Source organism: Chryseobacterium sp. (assembly GCF_041914225.1).
Lineage (GTDB): Bacteria > Bacteroidota > Bacteroidia > Flavobacteriales > Weeksellaceae > Chryseobacterium.
This window is the reverse complement of the sequence record NZ_JAYSDT010000061.1, coordinates 1-17357: the sequence shown is the minus strand read 5'-3', so window position 1 is coordinate 17357 and position 17357 is coordinate 1. Positions and strand designations below refer to the sequence as shown.

The 17357-nt window shown below is 35.7% G+C and carries 20 protein-coding genes and 1 pseudogene; 14 read left to right on the top strand and 7 right to left on the bottom strand.

Annotated elements, in window-relative coordinates; translation table 11 throughout:
• Positions 1–311 precede the first annotated feature (311 nt).
• The 14 genes and pseudogenes from ACE3RB_RS18150 (at position 312) to ACE3RB_RS18085 (ending at position 10612) form a co-directional block, all read left to right on the top strand.
• Positions 312–992, top strand: a complete 681-nt coding sequence (locus ACE3RB_RS18150; RefSeq protein ID WP_374465505.1) for a hypothetical protein — start codon at positions 312–314, stop codon at positions 990–992.
• An 8-nt stretch (positions 993–1000) separates the two neighbouring features.
• Positions 1001–1342: a hypothetical protein gene (locus tag ACE3RB_RS18145; protein WP_374465504.1), complete on the top strand. Its 342-nt coding sequence runs from the start codon at positions 1001–1003 to the stop codon at positions 1340–1342.
• A gap of 48 nt (positions 1343–1390) precedes the next feature.
• Complete coding sequence (locus tag ACE3RB_RS18140; protein WP_374465503.1) at positions 1391–1984, top strand: hypothetical protein; 594 nt, start codon at positions 1391–1393, stop codon at positions 1982–1984.
• Positions 1985–2054: 70 nt separating this feature from the next.
• Positions 2055–2417, top strand: a complete 363-nt coding sequence (locus ACE3RB_RS18135; protein WP_374465502.1) for a hypothetical protein — start codon at positions 2055–2057, stop codon at positions 2415–2417.
• A 40-nt stretch (positions 2418–2457) separates the two neighbouring features.
• A complete protein-coding gene (locus ACE3RB_RS18130; RefSeq protein ID WP_374465501.1) occupies positions 2458–2874 on the top strand; it encodes a hypothetical protein in 417 nt (138 codons plus the stop codon).
• 69 nt (positions 2875–2943) lie between these two features.
• Positions 2944–3648: a hypothetical protein gene (locus ACE3RB_RS18125; RefSeq protein ID WP_374465500.1), complete on the top strand. Its 705-nt coding sequence runs from the start codon at positions 2944–2946 to the stop codon at positions 3646–3648.
• Positions 3649–3789: 141 nt separating this feature from the next.
• Entirely contained in the window at positions 3790–4314 is a 525-nt protein-coding gene (locus tag ACE3RB_RS18120; RefSeq protein WP_374465499.1) for a thermonuclease family protein, read from the top strand.
• Between the two features lie 221 nt (positions 4315–4535).
• Positions 4536–5285, top strand: a complete 750-nt coding sequence (locus ACE3RB_RS18115) for a sulfite exporter TauE/SafE family protein (protein WP_374465498.1) — start codon at positions 4536–4538, stop codon at positions 5283–5285.
• Positions 5286–5301: 16 nt separating this feature from the next.
• On the top strand, positions 5302–5544 hold the full coding sequence (locus ACE3RB_RS18110) for a MoaD/ThiS family protein (protein ID WP_332386034.1): 243 nt from the start codon (positions 5302–5304) through the stop codon (positions 5542–5544).
• 5 nt (positions 5545–5549) lie between these two features.
• The gene (locus ACE3RB_RS18105; protein WP_374465497.1) at positions 5550–5996 is read left to right on the top strand and encodes a molybdenum cofactor biosynthesis protein MoaE; all 447 of its coding nucleotides are present in this window, start codon (positions 5550–5552) and stop codon (positions 5994–5996) included.
• 15 nt (positions 5997–6011) lie between these two features.
• Positions 6012–6887, top strand: a complete 876-nt coding sequence (gene fdhD / locus ACE3RB_RS18100) for a formate dehydrogenase accessory sulfurtransferase FdhD (protein ID WP_374465496.1) — start codon at positions 6012–6014, stop codon at positions 6885–6887.
• Positions 6884–7233, top strand: a pseudogene (locus ACE3RB_RS18095) (hypothetical protein). Before fdhD ends, ACE3RB_RS18095 begins: the two are co-directional and overlap by 4 nt.
• A gap of 27 nt (positions 7234–7260) precedes the next feature.
• Positions 7261–9660, top strand: a complete 2400-nt coding sequence (locus ACE3RB_RS18090; RefSeq protein WP_374465495.1) for an FdhF/YdeP family oxidoreductase — start codon at positions 7261–7263, stop codon at positions 9658–9660.
• A gap of 34 nt (positions 9661–9694) precedes the next feature.
• On the top strand, positions 9695–10612 hold the full coding sequence (locus ACE3RB_RS18085; protein ID WP_374465494.1) for a bestrophin family protein: 918 nt from the start codon (positions 9695–9697) through the stop codon (positions 10610–10612).
• Positions 10613–10705: 93 nt separating this feature from the next.
• Here the strand turns inward: ACE3RB_RS18085 and ACE3RB_RS18080 are convergent, their stop codons facing one another.
• The 7 genes from ACE3RB_RS18080 to ACE3RB_RS18050 all read right to left on the bottom strand — a co-directional run bounded on the left by ACE3RB_RS18080 (position 10706) and on the right by ACE3RB_RS18050 (position 16714).
• Positions 10706–11749 (bottom strand): ThiF family adenylyltransferase, encoded by a 1044-nt coding sequence (locus tag ACE3RB_RS18080; protein WP_374465493.1) that lies wholly within the window; start codon positions 11747–11749, stop codon positions 10706–10708.
• A gap of 13 nt (positions 11750–11762) precedes the next feature.
• On the bottom strand, positions 11763–12371 hold the full coding sequence (locus ACE3RB_RS18075) for an NTP transferase domain-containing protein (protein WP_374465492.1): 609 nt from the start codon (positions 12369–12371) through the stop codon (positions 11763–11765).
• Positions 12352–12828: a cyclic pyranopterin monophosphate synthase MoaC gene (gene moaC / locus ACE3RB_RS18070; RefSeq protein WP_374465491.1), complete on the bottom strand. Its 477-nt coding sequence runs from the start codon at positions 12826–12828 to the stop codon at positions 12352–12354. The genes ACE3RB_RS18075 and moaC overlap by 20 nt, the downstream gene beginning before the upstream one ends.
• Positions 12829–12835: 7 nt before the next feature.
• Positions 12836–14035 carry a molybdopterin molybdotransferase MoeA gene (locus ACE3RB_RS18065; RefSeq protein ID WP_374465490.1) on the bottom strand — a complete coding sequence of 400 codons (1200 nt, stop codon included), beginning with the start codon at positions 14033–14035 and terminating at the stop codon, positions 12836–12838.
• A gap of 2 nt (positions 14036–14037) precedes the next feature.
• On the bottom strand, positions 14038–15024 hold the full coding sequence (gene moaA, locus ACE3RB_RS18060) for a GTP 3',8-cyclase MoaA (RefSeq protein ID WP_374465489.1): 987 nt from the start codon (positions 15022–15024) through the stop codon (positions 14038–14040).
• A 336-nt stretch (positions 15025–15360) separates the two neighbouring features.
• Positions 15361–15828 (bottom strand): GLPGLI family protein, encoded by a 468-nt coding sequence (locus tag ACE3RB_RS18055; protein WP_374465488.1) that lies wholly within the window; start codon positions 15826–15828, stop codon positions 15361–15363.
• Positions 15829–16375: 547 nt separating this feature from the next.
• A complete protein-coding gene (locus ACE3RB_RS18050) occupies positions 16376–16714 on the bottom strand; it encodes a hypothetical protein (RefSeq protein WP_374465487.1) in 339 nt (112 codons plus the stop codon).
• Between the last annotated feature and the right edge of the window lie 643 nt (positions 16715–17357).

Genomic DNA, 17357 nt, shown 5'->3' with positions numbered 1-17357 from the left:
TGCGACCTCCTGGTCCCAAACCAGGCGCGATGACCGGACTACGCTACGCCCCGAGGGTGTCATCAGTAACGAGTTTTACTTCGTTTTTGCGGTTGCAAAGGTACAATACTTTTTGAAATAAAAAAATAAAATTGGGAATAATTTTTAATTAATTTTTCATGAAGACTTTTTTCTTACCTTTACCGGGTTAATAACCATTGACTTAACTTATTTTAAAAATGATGAAAAAAATTTCGTTTTTTTTACTCCTATTTTCATTTTTACAAATTTAAACGGTTTGTTCATGGTGGTTTTCTCTAAAATTATAAAAAATGGAAAAAGAAGATTTCTATACAATTTATATTCCTGCGTTGGAAAAAGCGTTTCAAAATGATTCCATCAATTTGGGTTTTTACGTTAAATCTCCCGAAGACTATCTTGATGATGAAGCAATAAGTCAAGTTGATCAATATCTGAAACAATATGAAGATCAGTTTCTGGAAAGAACAGCCTGTTATTTTGATGCCAAATCTCATGGCTTTCCTTCCATTCAAGGTGTTGATATCGATTTGTATAAATCAAAACTTATGGATGAAATGAATGTATTGAAAAAAGAATATTCAAGGAGTAAAATGATCATTAGTCAATTACTTATACTCGATTGGTACGACGATATTATAACTTCAATTATTTCATTTGAAAATGGTGAATTTTATCTGTTAAATTGTATTCAAAAACATTCTATTATTGAAGATAAAACATATTATTGTGTAAAAATAGATGCAGCAACTTTTAAACAAATTGAAAATATAACAGAGAAGAAGAATTTTACTGCTGGGGATTGGGACATGATCAATCTTATTTTTGAGAAAAATAATAAAAATGACCATATTTTCTTATTGAAGATAAAATCATTGCTAGTAGGAACTGATGTTGTTTTAGATAAAGCAAAGAATTTAGATATTATACATATAAAGTTTCCTTTTGATATTTCAACTTTATATATGGGATAATTAATAAAATGAAAATTAAAGATATTTTAGAGTTTAAAATTCTGGTTCATGATAATCTGCCAGAGGCTACAGTGGATTGTTTTATTACTTTTATTGAGGGGCATTCGGTATATTGGGGAGGTGGGTATTCTGCATATCAAATAAATGGTAGTTTATACACTGATGAGAATGGGAAAATTAATATCAATGATTTTTTGAAAGAATTTATTACCTTTTTTATGAATCTTACAATTATGATTGACAAAATTGAGATTAAGATTATAGATTTTTATTTTCGCTCTTTTGAATATGATTATTTTATGAAAAGTTATTCTTCATGGCCAATAAGTATTGGTTATTGGGAAATATAACTGTTTCAGAAAGTTCTTACTTATCAAGAAAACACACAGTAATTTTTTATGACATTCTATTTAGATTTGAACAGTTATTATTTGTCAAGATTTTTCAACTGCAAAGAGCTTAAATATAACAGTTTTTGGATGTTTTATGATCCAGAGGAAGGAATTCAAATAAATAGTTTTTTTCCTGGTCAGAAGGTATATTCTTTTCTGTGGGAATATGCTGATGCAGACATTTTATTAAAGATAGATGAATGGAAAAGAGCTTTTAGGAGAAATAATATCGAAATATTACCAGAGGCTAAGCTGCATCACCAGAATTATTCATCAGCTGAGAAAAAAGTATATCTGGATTGCCTGGAAACTGATTTTGTAACGGCTGATAAAAAATTTAACGATCTCACAGCGTATGCTGCCGGACAACGTTTTACCCAAATTTTGACAGATGAAAATATCTCCTTTACTGATATGGATTTAGGTTTTTTGGAATTAACTGATAGTGTGGATAAATTTAGAGCATTTCTCAATATTTTAGATAAGGATGGTATTCGCGCATTAATCTTAAATGGCTATCATCATCGCGGAGAATTGCTGAAAGTCTGCATCACAAAAAATGATGAACGCATACTAAAAATGGAAAAAAATTACCGTTAAATATCTTTGAAAACACTTATGTAGCCATGCCATTTAATTGGTAAAATTGTAGTTCTAAACTCAAGAGACTATGGATAGGTATTTTTCATACGAAAGAAATAGGAATTTAATAATCATGTTGATTATAATTGCCGGCATATTTTTATACAAAATTATATTTTCGTCAAAAAACAAAGACCGTTTTTTAGATGAAATTAGAGATAAGGATATAAAATCAATAGTTAGCAAAAAGTATATTAATTATGATGATCACAATATACCATTCTTGATGTATAGCAATAAAGATAGTATAGTGGTGTATAGAGATTGGTGGGATAAGGCTTCTGCTGGAGACTCAATAATAAAACCAAAAGGCTCTTTAGAGATAGTTATTAAAAACTCTGATAAAATTGAAAAATTTGATTATGAAGATAAATTTGGTTTAGACAATTAATAGCTTTAATTTGTAATAACGACTAATCTATATTTGCCCCATGAAACGATTAATGCTGCTGTACATGCTTTTCTCAGATGAAGATCCCAATGTTATTAAAATAGATTCTGGCGTAGTAAACACGGTTTCAAAAAATAAAGGAGATAGAAAGTATATTGATAATTTAGCAGAAATTATAATTCATGAAGGTGGCCATTGGGCAGACTATAAAATGGACGGTAAATCCCAGGAAAAAGACGGAATTTTTAAGATGAGTCTTAAATCAAAAAGTGGTAGGCCAGATGCAGGAGATAATTGGGAAGCTGTTTATTTTGGAACAGATACTCAATTATCTGCTTCTGATCGTGACATAATTACTGAAAAGTTTGATGGAATTAGGAGGAATAATGCTGCAAAAGATTTTAGGCAACAACGTGAAATCAGGGACTTAAAATCACAAAAATGCCATCTGTTTTAGATAATTATAAAAAACCAAAAGATAATTTGCGAGTAAGACCATGTTATTAACCCAAAATCCCTAAATAATATGAATTTTAAAACTAAAATAGTTATAATTTTATTATTCTCTTTATTAATTACGAATTGTAAGGAGGAAATGAAAAAATGTGTAAGTCAATCAACCGATACTAATGTAAAACTATATAATGATTTAACAGATCAGTTGATACCTTATTTTTTTAGAGAAGATTATTTAGGTGAAAAAAGATATTTTGATAGTTTAAGAGTTCATAATGAGGATTTATATATCGAAGAGAAGACAAAAGCGCACAACGAAATTTTTAATCATCCTGAAAAATTTTGCAATTTGTATATAGATTCTACTAAAAGTAAAAATACATATTTTGCTACAAGTAGTAAAAACTTTATTACAGGTCATCCCGAAGCTCATATAAATGACATAAAAAGTAGGAAGGAGCTTTTAAAAGAATTTTCCAGTAATACAGATATTATTAAAAAATTAAGTACACGAAGTTCTATAAAAGCAAATCAATTTAATTTGTGTACCGCAAAAGTCCTGGATCTGGCAGAGTATGATAAACATACAAATGAATGTGAGATAGGTGTTGTCTATTTTTCAGAGATTGTATTTGATCCTTCTAAAAGAACAGCATTAGTTTTTGTTGACCATCGTATAAAAAAAGATTATTACGGTAGAAATGCTATATTTAAACTAAGATTGCATGATAATTATTGGGAAATAGAAGATTTTATGTTAGTGTCAACTTCCTAATTTCCGGCTCTTTACCTCCGCTTCGCAAAGTCTCCAGACTTTGAGGTAGGAATCAAATAACTCAATTTTTAATATTATGAAAACCTCGCAAAACGCGAGGTTTTTTATTTAAAAAGCTCCACTAATCCCTATATTTGCCTTATGAAACGATTAATGCTGCTGTACCTGCTTTTCCCTGTATTCCTATTCTCACAGACGACCGGAAAAGTGATCAAAATTTCAGACGGAGATACCATTACTTTACTGTTAAAAGGCAATCAGCAAAAAAAGCTGAGGTTGGCTGAAGTCGATTGTCCAGAAAATGGGCAGGCGTTTGGTAAAAATGCAAAACAGTTTACTTCTGCTCAGGTTTTTGGGAAAACCGTAAGCTTTGTTGAAACCACTACGGACCGTTATGGAAGATCCATTGCGAAAGTGTATTATGATGATGGAAAATACCTTTCCAGAGAGCTTATCAAAGCCGGAATGGGATGGTGGTATTTTTCCTATTCCAAAGATGCCTCTTTGGGAAAACTGCAGGAAACTGCACAGCAGAAAAAAATAGGACTTTGGCAGGATACTAATGCCATTGCTCCCTGGGACTACCGTAAAATGAAACGGGAACTTAGGAATACTAAGAAAATCGAAGCTGCTAAGAGCGCAACAAAAACAAAAGAAGCAGCATAAAACTTTGCCCAAAGAAGCTTGAAAATAGAAATAGATATTGGTTAATAACTCTTTATTGATAGGCCAAATAGTAACTTCCATTCTTAGGCTCCCATCTTCCATCCTTAAAAAACAATCTGCAACATCTTTCTCACAAATTATAACAGAAACTTTTAAGTGATAACCCTAAATGACGCCCTAAAAATGAGTATTATTGTAAGAAAATTAATTCTGCAAAATATATGGGGCATTGGGAAATCCTTTTCTTTTTTTTAATCATCGCTTTCATTTATTCTTCTGTGGGTTTTGGTGGAGGATCCAGTTACCTTGCTGTTCTGGCAATGTACAGTCTGCCTTATCAGGAAATACGGTTAACGGCACTTATCTGTAATGTTATTGTAGTAATAGGAGGAGTATTTATTTACATCAGAAATAAGCAGATTGATTGGAAGAAAATACTGCCGCTTACCCTTGTAAGTGTTCTCATGGCATATCTGGGAGCTGTTTTGAAAATAAGCCAGGAAACTTTTTTCCTGATATTGGGTGTCACCTTAATCATTGCTGCACTGTTGCTGTGGATAAAGACAGAAGCAAAAAATGGAGAAAATCTTCAGGAATACAGCGAAGCATCTCTTTTAAAAAACAGCTTTTTAGGAGGAGGAATCGGGTTTTTATCAGGATTGGTAGGCATTGGCGGCGGAATTTTTCTTTCTCCATTGTTAAACCTCATGAAATGGGATACCCCACGGAAAATTGCAGCGGCGTCAAGTGTTTTCATATTGGTCAATTCAATATCAGGAATCTTTGGTCAGTTATCCAAATTGTCTGCAGATATGGATTATTTCAGAATCCTGAGTTTATGTTTTGCCGTGTTCATTGGCGGGCAGATCGGTTCCAGGATGTCCCTGAAATGGAATCCTTTAGTCATCAAAAGAATGACGGCTGTTCTGGTTCTGGTAGCCGGAATAAACGTTTTAATAAAATATTGGTAATAAGCTACATTTAAAAATGATACTTAAAATACTGGCATTCGGAATAACGAAAGATATTTTCGGAACTTCAGAAAAAGAAATAGAAATACATGAAGAAGCAAGCGTCAAAGCACTCAAGGAACTTCTGGAAAAAGACTTTCCGGAACTGAAAAGATTAAAATCTTATTTTATTGCTGTTGACGATGAATATGCAGAGGATGATCAGATCATAACAGTGTCTAACGAAATAGCAATAATTCCTCCGGTAAGCGGTGGATAAAAGATATGGTTGATATAAAAATAACAGAACAAATACTTGATCTTACAGATTGCTTTGCCCTTGCTTCCGATCCTTCATGCGGAGGAATGGCGTCATTTGTAGGAACAGTACGAAATCATACCAAAGGTAAATCTGTTACCCGTTTGGAATATGAATGCTATGAGTCTATGGCCGTGAAGGAAATACAGAAAATAGCAGATAAAGCCATTTCCTTGTTTTCAGTGAAGAATATTGTCGTTCATCACCGCACGGGAGTTTTGTTTCCGGGTGATGCTGCCGTGATCATTGTAGTGAGTGACGGGCATAGAAATGCGGTTTTCGATGCATGCAGCTTTATGATTGAAAATATAAAAAAGACCGTTCCCATCTGGAAAAAAGAAATTTTTGAAGATGGGGAAGAGTGGTTTCAGCACACCCATAATTTTAGGAATAAAATTTTGTACCTTTACTAGGCCAGTCATTACATTATGAAAGCAAATCTGTTGTCAAATAAATCTGTAAAGCAGATAGAAATCATCAAAGTCAGGGAAAGCAGCAGTTTCCCTTATACAGATGATATCTCTGTAGAAGAACCTCTGGAGATCAGGATTTCTTACAGTGCCGAAGGTAAAAAAGAGTCTAAAAATATTTCTGTAACCATGCGGACTCCCGGAAATGATGCAGAGCTTGCTGCAGGATTTTTATTCACAGAAGGAATTATTTCCGGCCGTGAACAGATTAAAAGCATATATTCTCCACAGGCAGAATGTTCCAGGAATAGCGAAAATGTTGTCATTGTTGAGCTTACAGAAGGCTTTGTTCCTGAACTTATGAAGGCAGACCGGAATTTTTATACCACTTCCAGCTGCGGTGTATGCGGAAAAGGTTCCATAGAATCTATAAGAACAGTAAGCGCTTTCCATAACCATACAAAAGAAAATACAGAAGTCTCTCTGGAAACGCTGTATCAGCTGTCGGAAAAACTGCAGTCTTTCCAGAATAATTTCAGTGCTACAGGTGGTATACATGCTTCCGGTATCTTTGATCTGGAAGGAAACCTTCTGGCACTGCGTGAAGATGTGGGAAGACATAATGCTTTGGACAAACTCATAGGATATGCACTATCTGCCGGTTTGCTTCCTTTGAACAATAAAATTTTGCTTCTGAGCGGAAGAGCCAGCTTCGAGCTTATTCAGAAAGCTGCAATGGCAGGAATATCCATTGTTGTGGCAATAGGGGCTCCATCAAGTCTCGCGGTGGATCTTGCCAAAGAATTTGATATTACTTTATTAGGCTTTCTCCGGGATAACCGGTTTAATATTTACCATTCCGGCAGCCATTTTAACATTGAAAATCTATTATGAAAATAAGAATTAAAGATAACACAGTCAGATTTCGTCTTACCCAATCCGAAGTGGCAAAATTGGGGGAAGACGGCATCATTTCAAGCTTTACAGAATTTGTTGACCGTCCGTTTATATATGCTATTGAAGAACAGAAGAGGCAGAGCTTTCAGCAGCTTTCATCGAGAACAGAATGGTTCTGAAGATGCCTGCAGCAATGATAAAGGAGTGGATTACCACAGACAGGGTAGGTTTTGAAGGGCAGACCGGAAAAATCAAACTCTTAATAGAAAAAGACTTTGTATGCATTGATAATACATTGGAAGATCAAAGCGACAATTATCCCAACCCGAACCTGAAATGCTAATTTTTTCATTTTTTAAAGGTAGAAATCATGGAAAACAAAGATGTATTCAAAAAAGAAGAAGACAGCAGATTGCCTTCTGCTGAACCGCCTTATAAACTGCTGGATCTGAAGCTGAAACCACCGAAAGCCTGGGCTGCAGGTGTTCCTGCGGTGATTCATTCATTGGATCAGTTGGTGCTTAATGCCTCTGTACTTCGTGGAGGAAGAGCTCTTTTCAGTATGAATCAGTTTGACGGTTTCGATTGTCCCAGCTGCGCATGGCCGGATCCGGATGATGAACGTTCCAGACTGGGTGAATATTGCGAAAACGGTGCAAAGGCCCTGGCAGAAGAAGCTACCTCAAAAAAAATCGGAGCAGAGTTTTTCAGAGAAAATTCAGTGTATGATTTGGCAAAGCTGACAGATTTTGAAATCAGCCAGTTGGGAAGAATTGCAGAACCCATGTATTTGCCGAAGGGAGGAACACATTATCAGCCGATAAGCTGGGATGATGCCTTTAAAAAAATTGCGGAAAAATTAAACGGCCTGGATTCGCCGGATGAAGCTATATTTTATACATCAGGAAGAACAAGTAATGAGGCAACCTGGGTATACCAGTTATTTGCCCGTGAGTTCGGGACCAATAATTTTCCGGACTGTTCCAATATGTGCCACGAAACTTCCGGTTATGCACTTTCCAGAAGCATCGGAATCGGAAAAGGAACCGTAAAACTGGAAGACTTTTACGATACAGACCTCATCATCATCATAGGACAGAACCCCGGAACCAATTCTCCGAGAATGCTTTCTGCATTAACAAAAGGAAAGAAAAACGGAGCTAAAATTATGGCGATCAATCCGCTGCCGGAAGCTGGATTAAAAGGTTTCAGGAATCCTCAGGAAGTCCGTGCCTTGCTTAATAAACCTTATGAATTGTCAGATCTGTATCTCCCTGTAAAAATTAATGGAGATATGGCGCTTTTAAAAGCACTGCAAATTCTCGTGCTGGAAGAAGAAGCCAAAAATCCTGGAAAAGTTCTTGATCATGATTTTATTACGAATAAAACTGCCGGCTTCAATGAACTGGTTGAAGAATTAAAACGATATGATCTGAATTTCTTATCAGAAGAATGTGGCATTCCGGTTGAGAATCTAAGAGAAGCTGCACAAATGATTGCCTCCAGAAAAAGGATCATCATTTGTTGGGGAATGGGAATCACGCAGCAGCACAATGGGGTGGAAATGATTTACAATATTGTGAATCTCCTGCTGATGAAAGGAAGCATAGGAATCCCGGGTGGGGGAGCTTGTCCTGTTCGTGGGCACAGTAATGTGCAGGGGAACAGAACGTTACTTATCAATCATCATCCAACAACTGAGCAATTGGACAGACTGGAGGAATATTACGGCTTTAAAGTACCCAGAAAAGGAGGATATGATGTTGTCAATGCGCTTAAAGCAATGCATGAAGGCAAAGTTAAATTCATGTTCTGTATGGGAGGTAATTTCCTTTCAGCAGCGCCGGATACGACCTTTACAGCAGAAGCGATGCGAAAATTAGAAATGTCAGTAATTGTTTCTGTAAAATTAAACAGAGGTCACCTTATTCATGGAAAAGAAGCTTTGATCTTACCGGTAATCTCCAGAAGTGAAAAAGATATAGTAAACGGTGAACTTCAACACGTAAGTACGGAAAATTCAATGGGAGTTGTGGAATGGTCAAGAGGAGTTCTTGATCCTATTTCAAAACATCTGATCAATGAAACCCATGTGGCCTGCAGAATGGCAAAAGCGGTTTTAGGAGAACGTTCCGTAGTGGATTGGGACAAATTTATCAACAGTTATGATGCTGTCCGAAATGATATCGAACAATGCATTCCAGGATTTGAAAATTATAACGAAAGGGTAGTGCAGAAAGGAGGCTTCTACCTTCCGAACGGACCAAGAGATGGCATCTTCAACAGTGAATTTAATCCCAGAAAAGCCGCTTTCAATATAACTGCTGTACCGGATAATTCGCTTGCAGAGGACGAATACTTGATGGGAACTACCAGAACACATGACCAGTTCAATACGGTTGTTTATGGTTTGAATGACCGCTACCGTGGAATTTTTAACGAGAGAAGAGTAGTTATGATGAACGAAAAAGATATTGAAAAGGCAGGTCTCAAAGAAGGTGATCATGTAGATCTTTTCAACTATGATGATGGAATCGAAAGGATAGCCCCGCTTTTCATTGTCGTAAAATATCCTATTCCTCAGAAAAGTACCATGACTTATTTCCCGGAAACCAACGTGCTGGTATCCATCAATAACGTGGTAAACGGTGCCAATATGCCGGCGTCCAAATATGTCCGTATCAAAATCCGAAAGCATAGTCCTGAAATTTTTAAAAAGATTGATGATCATGTCATTGTAGCAGCCGGAACAAGTGTAGAACAACCATAAAATATTTAATACTTAAACAAATTATTATTCAGTAATGATCATAAGAAAAAAGGAACACTGGTTCAGAATGCTTTTTGTGTGGCATGGCTCTGTTTTGCCCGCTTTGCTTCCCCGTTTGGGATTGCTTTTAATTCTTTCTTTACTGGTGACCTATTTTCATGGAATCATTCTCTCTTTTAAAGTTCCGTTAAATCCGGCACCGCTTACCCTGTTCGGTTTTGTACTGGCTTTATTCCTTGGGTTCAGAAACAATGCCAGCTATGACAGATTCTGGGAAGGACGAAAACTATGGGGCGCTCTGCTGAATACTTCCAGAGCACTGACCCGCCAGGCCATCACGCTGAAAAATATAAAAGATGATCAGGTTTCAGTTCACAATTTTGTACAGCTGCTTGGTGCCTTTGTTTTTGCGTTGAAACATCAGCTTAGAGGAACAGATGCCTATGAAGATTTAAAATCCAGACTTAATGAAGATCAGCTGAAAATTGTCGCTGCGTCCAAGTATAAACCGGCTGTAATGATGCGCCTGCTTGCTGAATGGGTACAGAATTTAAAAGATGAAGGTTCCCTGGATTCTATCCAGCAGGCCCGCTTTGATGAAAATTTTGATAAACTGTCTGATATTCTTGGAGGCTGTGAAAGAATCATTTCAACTCCCATCCCTTACAGTTACAGGGTTTTACTGCACCGGACGGTATACATTTATTGCTTTCTGTTACCTTTCGGACTGGTAGATTCGCTCGGATGGTTTACCCCGCTTATTGTGGTATTTGTAGCCTATACATTTGTAGCATTTGAAGCAATAGCTGATGAAATTGAGGAACCGTTTGGAACAGATGCAAATGACTTAGCTCTGAACAGCATGTGTGTGATGATTGATGAAACCATTCATGAAATGGTGGGAGAACATATTGCTGTTTCTCAGAAAAAGGCTCAGAATATTATTGATTAATGCTTCAAAAGATTACTTTGCCCTACTTAAATATAACAATCGGATTTTAAAAGATTTACGTTAATAAGGCTAAAATAGTATTATATAGTTGCTTTATTTATAATGTAATTTTTGAATGCCGTCTTTCAAAGAAAATACTTTCTTTTCAGGAAAAATGTTCTTAATTTTTCTTACCGCTTCTGCACTGCGTTTCCCGGATAGACAGTAAACTAAAATAGGTCTGTCACAATCCGAAATATAATCTGAATGGTTCTGTAATTCTTCTACAGGAAAATTAATTCCTCCGATATTAAATTGTTCATGTTCCTGTGGTGTACGGACATCTATGATTTCAAAATGATCTTTCTTCTGCATCAGTTGCTCAAACGTAATAGTTTCTACAGTCTGAGGTAAACCTGTAATCTGCACGGAAGTTTTTCTTAATTTAATGATCTGGGTTTTGCCGTTCAGTACATTCATCATCCAGAGTTTTCCTGCCAGTGAATCTTCGGGATTTGTAAAATATTTTATAGCTTCATTAGCCTGCATACATCCGACAATTCCCGCCAGTGTAGGCAGTACGCCTCCTTCTCTGCAGTTCGGTACCTGAGATTCTTCCGCATTCGGAAAAACATCACGGTAATTGGGAGAATAAGTACCATCTTTTTGTAAAACATTCCAGATGCTTACCTGACCTTCGTATTGGTAAATGGCCCCATATACCAAAGGTTTTCCCGTCAGTACACAGGCGTCGTTCAGCAGACATTTTGTTTCGAAATTATCGGTTCCTTCAATAATCAGATCAAATTCAGAAATCAAATCCATTACATTTGCAGAGGTTACCCGGAAATTGAACGGAATGATTTTTACCGATGGATTTTGTTGCTGTAACTTTTTAGCAGCAACATCAACTTTTGATTTTCCGATATCTTCCAGAGCATATAAAATTTGCCGGTGAAGGTTGCTTTCAGAGATGGTATCATCATCAGCAATACCAATTGTTCCTATACCGGAAGAGGCAAGATATTGTGCCGAGGGACAACCAAGCCCTCCCATGCCTACGATCAGAACTTTGGCATTTTTAAGAAGTTCCTGGGAGGAAGTCCCAAATCCTGGTAAAGCCATCTGGCAATGATAACGTTCAAGCGGGTTACTCATCTGTTTCTGTCTTTCAAATCTGTTTTCTTAAAATTTCCTGGGCTTTTTCCCTATCTTCGGGAGTATTCACATTCATTAAAGAATCCGGGTTACCTGGTTTCAGGATTAAGGTATCACTGTTGATCAGAACTTTCCTTGGACATGTAATTCCTGATCCTAAAAAATTGAGGAGCAAAGGATAGCTTTTAGGCTCCCAAATCGTAATTAATGGTTCCGGTAATCCGTCAAAAGGACTTTCATAAGTGGTGGCTGCTTTTTCTATATTCCTGTTTTCAATTAAAAACTCTAACGATTTTTCATCCAATAAAGGTAAATCGCAGGCAACGACTAACCATGCCGTATCTCTTTGGGAGCGCAATGCCGAAAGGATTCCTCCAAAAGGTCCCATATTCAGAAAAGTATCAGTAAGGGCATTGTAATTTGGATCAAAATTTTCCAGCTGATCCTGTCTGCAGAAAATAAAAACCTCGTCACAAAACGGAGCTAAAAGATCAGCCGCATAATACCGCTGCTCTTTGCCGTGCCAGTTGATTTTATCTTTAGGGTTCCCCATTCGCTGGCTTTTTCCTCCTGCCAGTACCAAGCCGTTTAATTTGGGAACATCAGTCTCTTTTGAAATCATTTTTTCCTCCGGATTTTTCGATGAGTTGTATTTCTTTGATTACGATGTCATGACTCATGGCTTTGCACATATCATAAATGGTAAGTGCGGCAACAGATGCCCCTGTCAATGCTTCCATTTCGATGCCAGTTTTAGCTTCGATCTCGGCAGTACAATAGATTTCAATTTCATTTTGAGCGTTGATTTCAATATCTATTTCACAGTTGTCCATACCGATAGGATGGCAGAGAGGGATCAGTTCTCCCGTTTTTTTTGCAGCCATTATCCCTGCAATGATGGCGGTTTGGAAAACAGAACCTTTTTTAGTTTTAAAATCATCTTTTTGAAGTGCTTCCAGAATATGTTCAGGAAGTACTACAATGGCTTTGGCAGTGGCTTTCCGGTGGGTAATCTTTTTACTGCCTACATTCACCATACCGGGCTGTTCTTTTTTATTAAGATGTGAAAAATTTGTCATGATTACATTAAAAATTATATTTCCAGATTTTATAGACTTCGCCTTTCTTAAATGCACTTTTTTCCAGAGGAAGTTCTATGAATGCATCGGTTTCAGCAAGATGGGAAAAATCTCCGGAACCATTGGTGTTTACTGACTCTGCGATCAATTGTCCTGATGGATTCACGCTGAGTTTTACCTGGGCAAAATATTGTAATGAAAAAGGAAAATCGATATCATTTTGTAAAACGGCATATTGAGGATTTTCCGGGATTTCCAAAGATCTTTCCAGCCATGGAATAAAATACCGGTGCAGACACATGAATACGGAAACCGGGTTTCCAGGGAATGCAAAAACCAATTTTTCGTTTTGGCTTTTTCCGAACCAGAAAGGTTTTCCCGGCCTTTGTTTTATTTTGTGAAAGAGCTTTTCTATTCCCAGCTCTTCACAGGCTTTGGGCAGATAATCGAATTTTCCCATAGAAACCCCGCCGCTCATCAGTAAAATATCATAATGGTCGATACATTGGGAGAGTTCTTTTTTTATCAATTCAAAATCATCATTCCAATGCAGCCAGTCAGCATCGATTTTATATTTTTCCAAAACGGATTTTATGGTAATTCCGTTGGAGCGTCTCAGCTGAAATGGAGCAGGAGTATTTTCAGACGGAACCATTTCGTCTCCGGTGGAAATAATAGCGACTCTGGGAAGTTTTTTTACCTTTAAAGATGTTTTTCCGACTGATGCGGCAATTCCGAGAATAGATGGTGTAATGACCTGATTGGCTTTTACCAGTATTTCTCCTGCCTTTTTATCCCTTCCTTTCAAATGAATATTCTGTCCTTTTTTAATATCAATATTGATGCTTGCAACATTATTGTTGATCAGAATATCTTCATAGCGAATGACCGTATCCACGGAAGAGTGCAATGCTGCTCCGGTCATAATTTCAACGCATTCGTTTTCATCATCAATAGAATGTGGAGATTCTCCTGCTGCCTGTACAGCTTTGATAGTAAAGTCACGAATTCCTTTTTCATAGGATTTAAAACTGATGGCAATTCCATCCACCGTCGGTCTGTCAAAAGGCGGCAAATCGCGATCTGTCAGAATATCTTCCGCTAAAACTCTTCCTGAGGCATTTTCATAGAAAATTTCTTCAGTCCCGAAATTTCTGACCTGGGAAAAGATGATGTTTTCCGCCTGCTGTACACTGATCATTTCCATAATTATCCTCCTATTGTTGCCATTGACTGATGTATTTGTGAAGGGTTTAAACTCTGTTTCTGAGCTTCCCAGCCGTCTTTCGGTTTTTTGTGTATACTGTTGATGATAATGTTTTTCAGATCTTCATCTGTTTTTCCCATACGCATTTCATCTTTCAGGTTGATACCGGTTCCCTCATATAAACAGGTTCTGAGGATGCCGGAAGGCGTAATTCTTATCCTGTTGCAGTCTCCACAAAATGAACGGGTATAAGCTGCAATGATTCCTACATTTCCTATAAATCCCGGAATTTTATAATTGTTTGATGTTGAACTTTTAGGATCAACCGTCTTTTGGATCTCAGGGAAATGATCTTTGATGTGATTATAAATTTGTGCGAAATTCCATTTCAGGGAAATATGATTATTACCACCGTTAAAAGGCATTTCCTCAATAAAACGGACATCAACAGGAAGGTCTTTTGTAAGCGTTACTAAAGGAATGATATCCTCAATATTTTCTCCTTCCATCACTACCGTGTTGATTTTTACTTTTATATCATGCTGTAAGAGACTGTCTAATGTTTTCATCACCTTATCAAAACTGTTTCTTCTTGTAATTTTGAAAAAACGTTCTTTATCAAGGGTGTCAAGACTTAGATTGACAGATTTTATCCCGTATTCTTTTAGTTGTGGAATATATTGTCCGGTAAGAAGACCATTGGTGGTGATGCTGAGGTCAGTAAGTCCGGCTAATTGTGATATATTCTGGATAAGCTCAATACTGTTTTTGCGGACGAAAGGTTCTCCTCCTGTTATCCTGATTTTATCGACGCCCATTTCAGTAAATACCGAACAGATTCTGAGCATTTCTTCATCAGTCATTAATTCATTTTGCTTGATCCAGGCAAGACCGTTTTCCGGCATACAGTAAGTGCATCGGAGATTACACCGGTCTACGATAGCAAGCAGGAGGTAGTTTATGCTCCTTCCAAATTGATCTGTCAACATGTAAATAGAATAAGTCTTATTACAAATATACTGAATGTTTCTCTCTGAAATAGGTATATTTTCAGATAATAGATCATATCCATATTATATGTGAGATGGATAAAAGAAAATTTTACTTAAACCCGATCGAAGGACCAAATATCCTGATTCATGCGGCTCAGCAAAAATATAAAAATCGTTTTGATCAGTGGATAACGAAATATTTTATAGCGTAAAATAAAACAAAAAACCTCACAATTTTTATTGTGAGGTTTTTTGTGAGCGCGAAAGAATTCGAACCCTTAAAACATTGATTAAGTTAGATTAAATTAATGATTTTTTGATGTCTTCCATTAATTACTCTAGTTCGATAGGATTATGTCCTTTTTTTTCTGTTTCACTTATTTTTGGTCTGGTCTGGTCTTGTGAAAATACAGTGCCCATACTTTCTAATTCACGTTTAGCGTTTGCTCTGAAATTTGCTCTTGCTTCTGATAATTCTTTTTGTGTGACTAACTTAGCCCCCTCATATCGTCCTTTTTTTATTGTAATATTTTTACCCTTTAGTTTAGAACTAGGTACTGCTTTTACTAATTCATAATCATAATCCCCTGTTTTATCTGTTATTTTCACAATTAAGCCTGGTAGACCACTAAATTTGTATGGGCCGTAAGGAAAAGGGATTTCGGTTGAATACCAAGCGGTCCAGTCTCTACCTTTATAATTTACTTCTGCCTTTTTACAGTGAATAGAGTTAATTACTTTTGTTTCATTAATTAGCTTCCAATTATGAATGACAGGATTGGTATATGATAGTAGAGTCATTCCTACTGATTCATAAAATTGCGAATTTTCGTTTGTTTGGATAATTAAGAAATTAGATCTTGAAGCAGGAATACCACTTAAATCAATAACATTATTTTTTTATTGTATTCTGCCGAAAAAGCAGAGTCAAATTTTATCTTATTTTCACTACTGAAAAAAGAACGCTTATCGGTTATTTGCAATGAATATAATTCTTTTATAACATAATCTCGATTTAGGGTATTAGGCTTGTACTGAAGTAAATAAGTGAATTCACCTCTTAACGAATCACCTGTAGCTGTCTGAGAAAATGAAATAAAGAAAATGAATAAAAATATAGTTGTTAAAGTTTGCTTTTTTATAAAGTTCATAATTTATCATTTACAGAAAAACGTTCAAAAAATATTTGCATATACTTTTATTGTATCTCAATAAGTTAGATTAGAAAATATAAACTTATTCAATTACATTATAAATTTTTCAAAAGTAGAAGCAAAATTATTTTTTGAACGATTTTTTAGATTAATCTAATTAATCAAATTTTCTTTGTCCGGTTTTTGTTGAACCATTAAGGAGTGTATGGGCTGTCATACATACAATAATTACTTTGAATATTTGATCCCCAGGTATTCCATTGATCCTCGGACCATTCCTGACATGTATATGCAGACGTACAAGTTACGACTATTGATCTACATTCAGCAAGAAGTGCTGATTTGGCTTTTGAAGTTGTCTTACTCTTTTTCTTTGAAAAGGCATCTCTTTTAACTTCGTATTTTATTGTCTTCTCATTTTTTGTATTACTTGCTTTTGCATTGGTAATATCAGAGGCTGAAGTTGAAGGCCTTTTTGCAAATCCTGAAGTGGTAGCAGCAAACAACACTGCTGCAAATAAAATTTTTTTCATGGTTATTAAAAATTAAATTAGTTGTATAAATTGTTATCGATAACAAGTCAAATGTATGAATTTGTTTGTTAATTATGATATTAAAAGTGGAAAAAAATTAAAATATCATTTTGTTAATATTTAAAAATTCAACAACATAATCAAATTTATTTTTCTTAATTCTAAAAATATATAATTTATATTTTATTATTTTAAATTTTATAGATTGATTGTTGAATTATTTTTTTTTGATATTTTTTAATAATTTTATAAAAAAAGGCTTTATCCGGAATGTGAAGACCCCAATTTTAACAATTGGAACTGGCTTTTATATATGATTTCAGCTGCCTGTATGAATGAAAAAGTTCCTGTATTGCTTTAATTTAGATAATGCCGCTTTTAAAGTCAGACTTTTTCTGTCATTTTGTAGCAGAAAACTAGTTTTTAAGTTTTGAATTTTTACAGAAGTAAGTTGTGCTTGAAATGTGGCCGGAAGGATAGCAGCATTTAAATTTGATTAAGATCATTTAGATCCTTTTTACTACTGTTTACTAAAATATCTCAACAAAATAAAAAAGTCTTTACATTATTGTAAAGACTTAGTTTTTAATTGTGAGCGCGAAAGGATTCGAACCTTTGACCGTCTGCTTAGAAGGCAGATGCT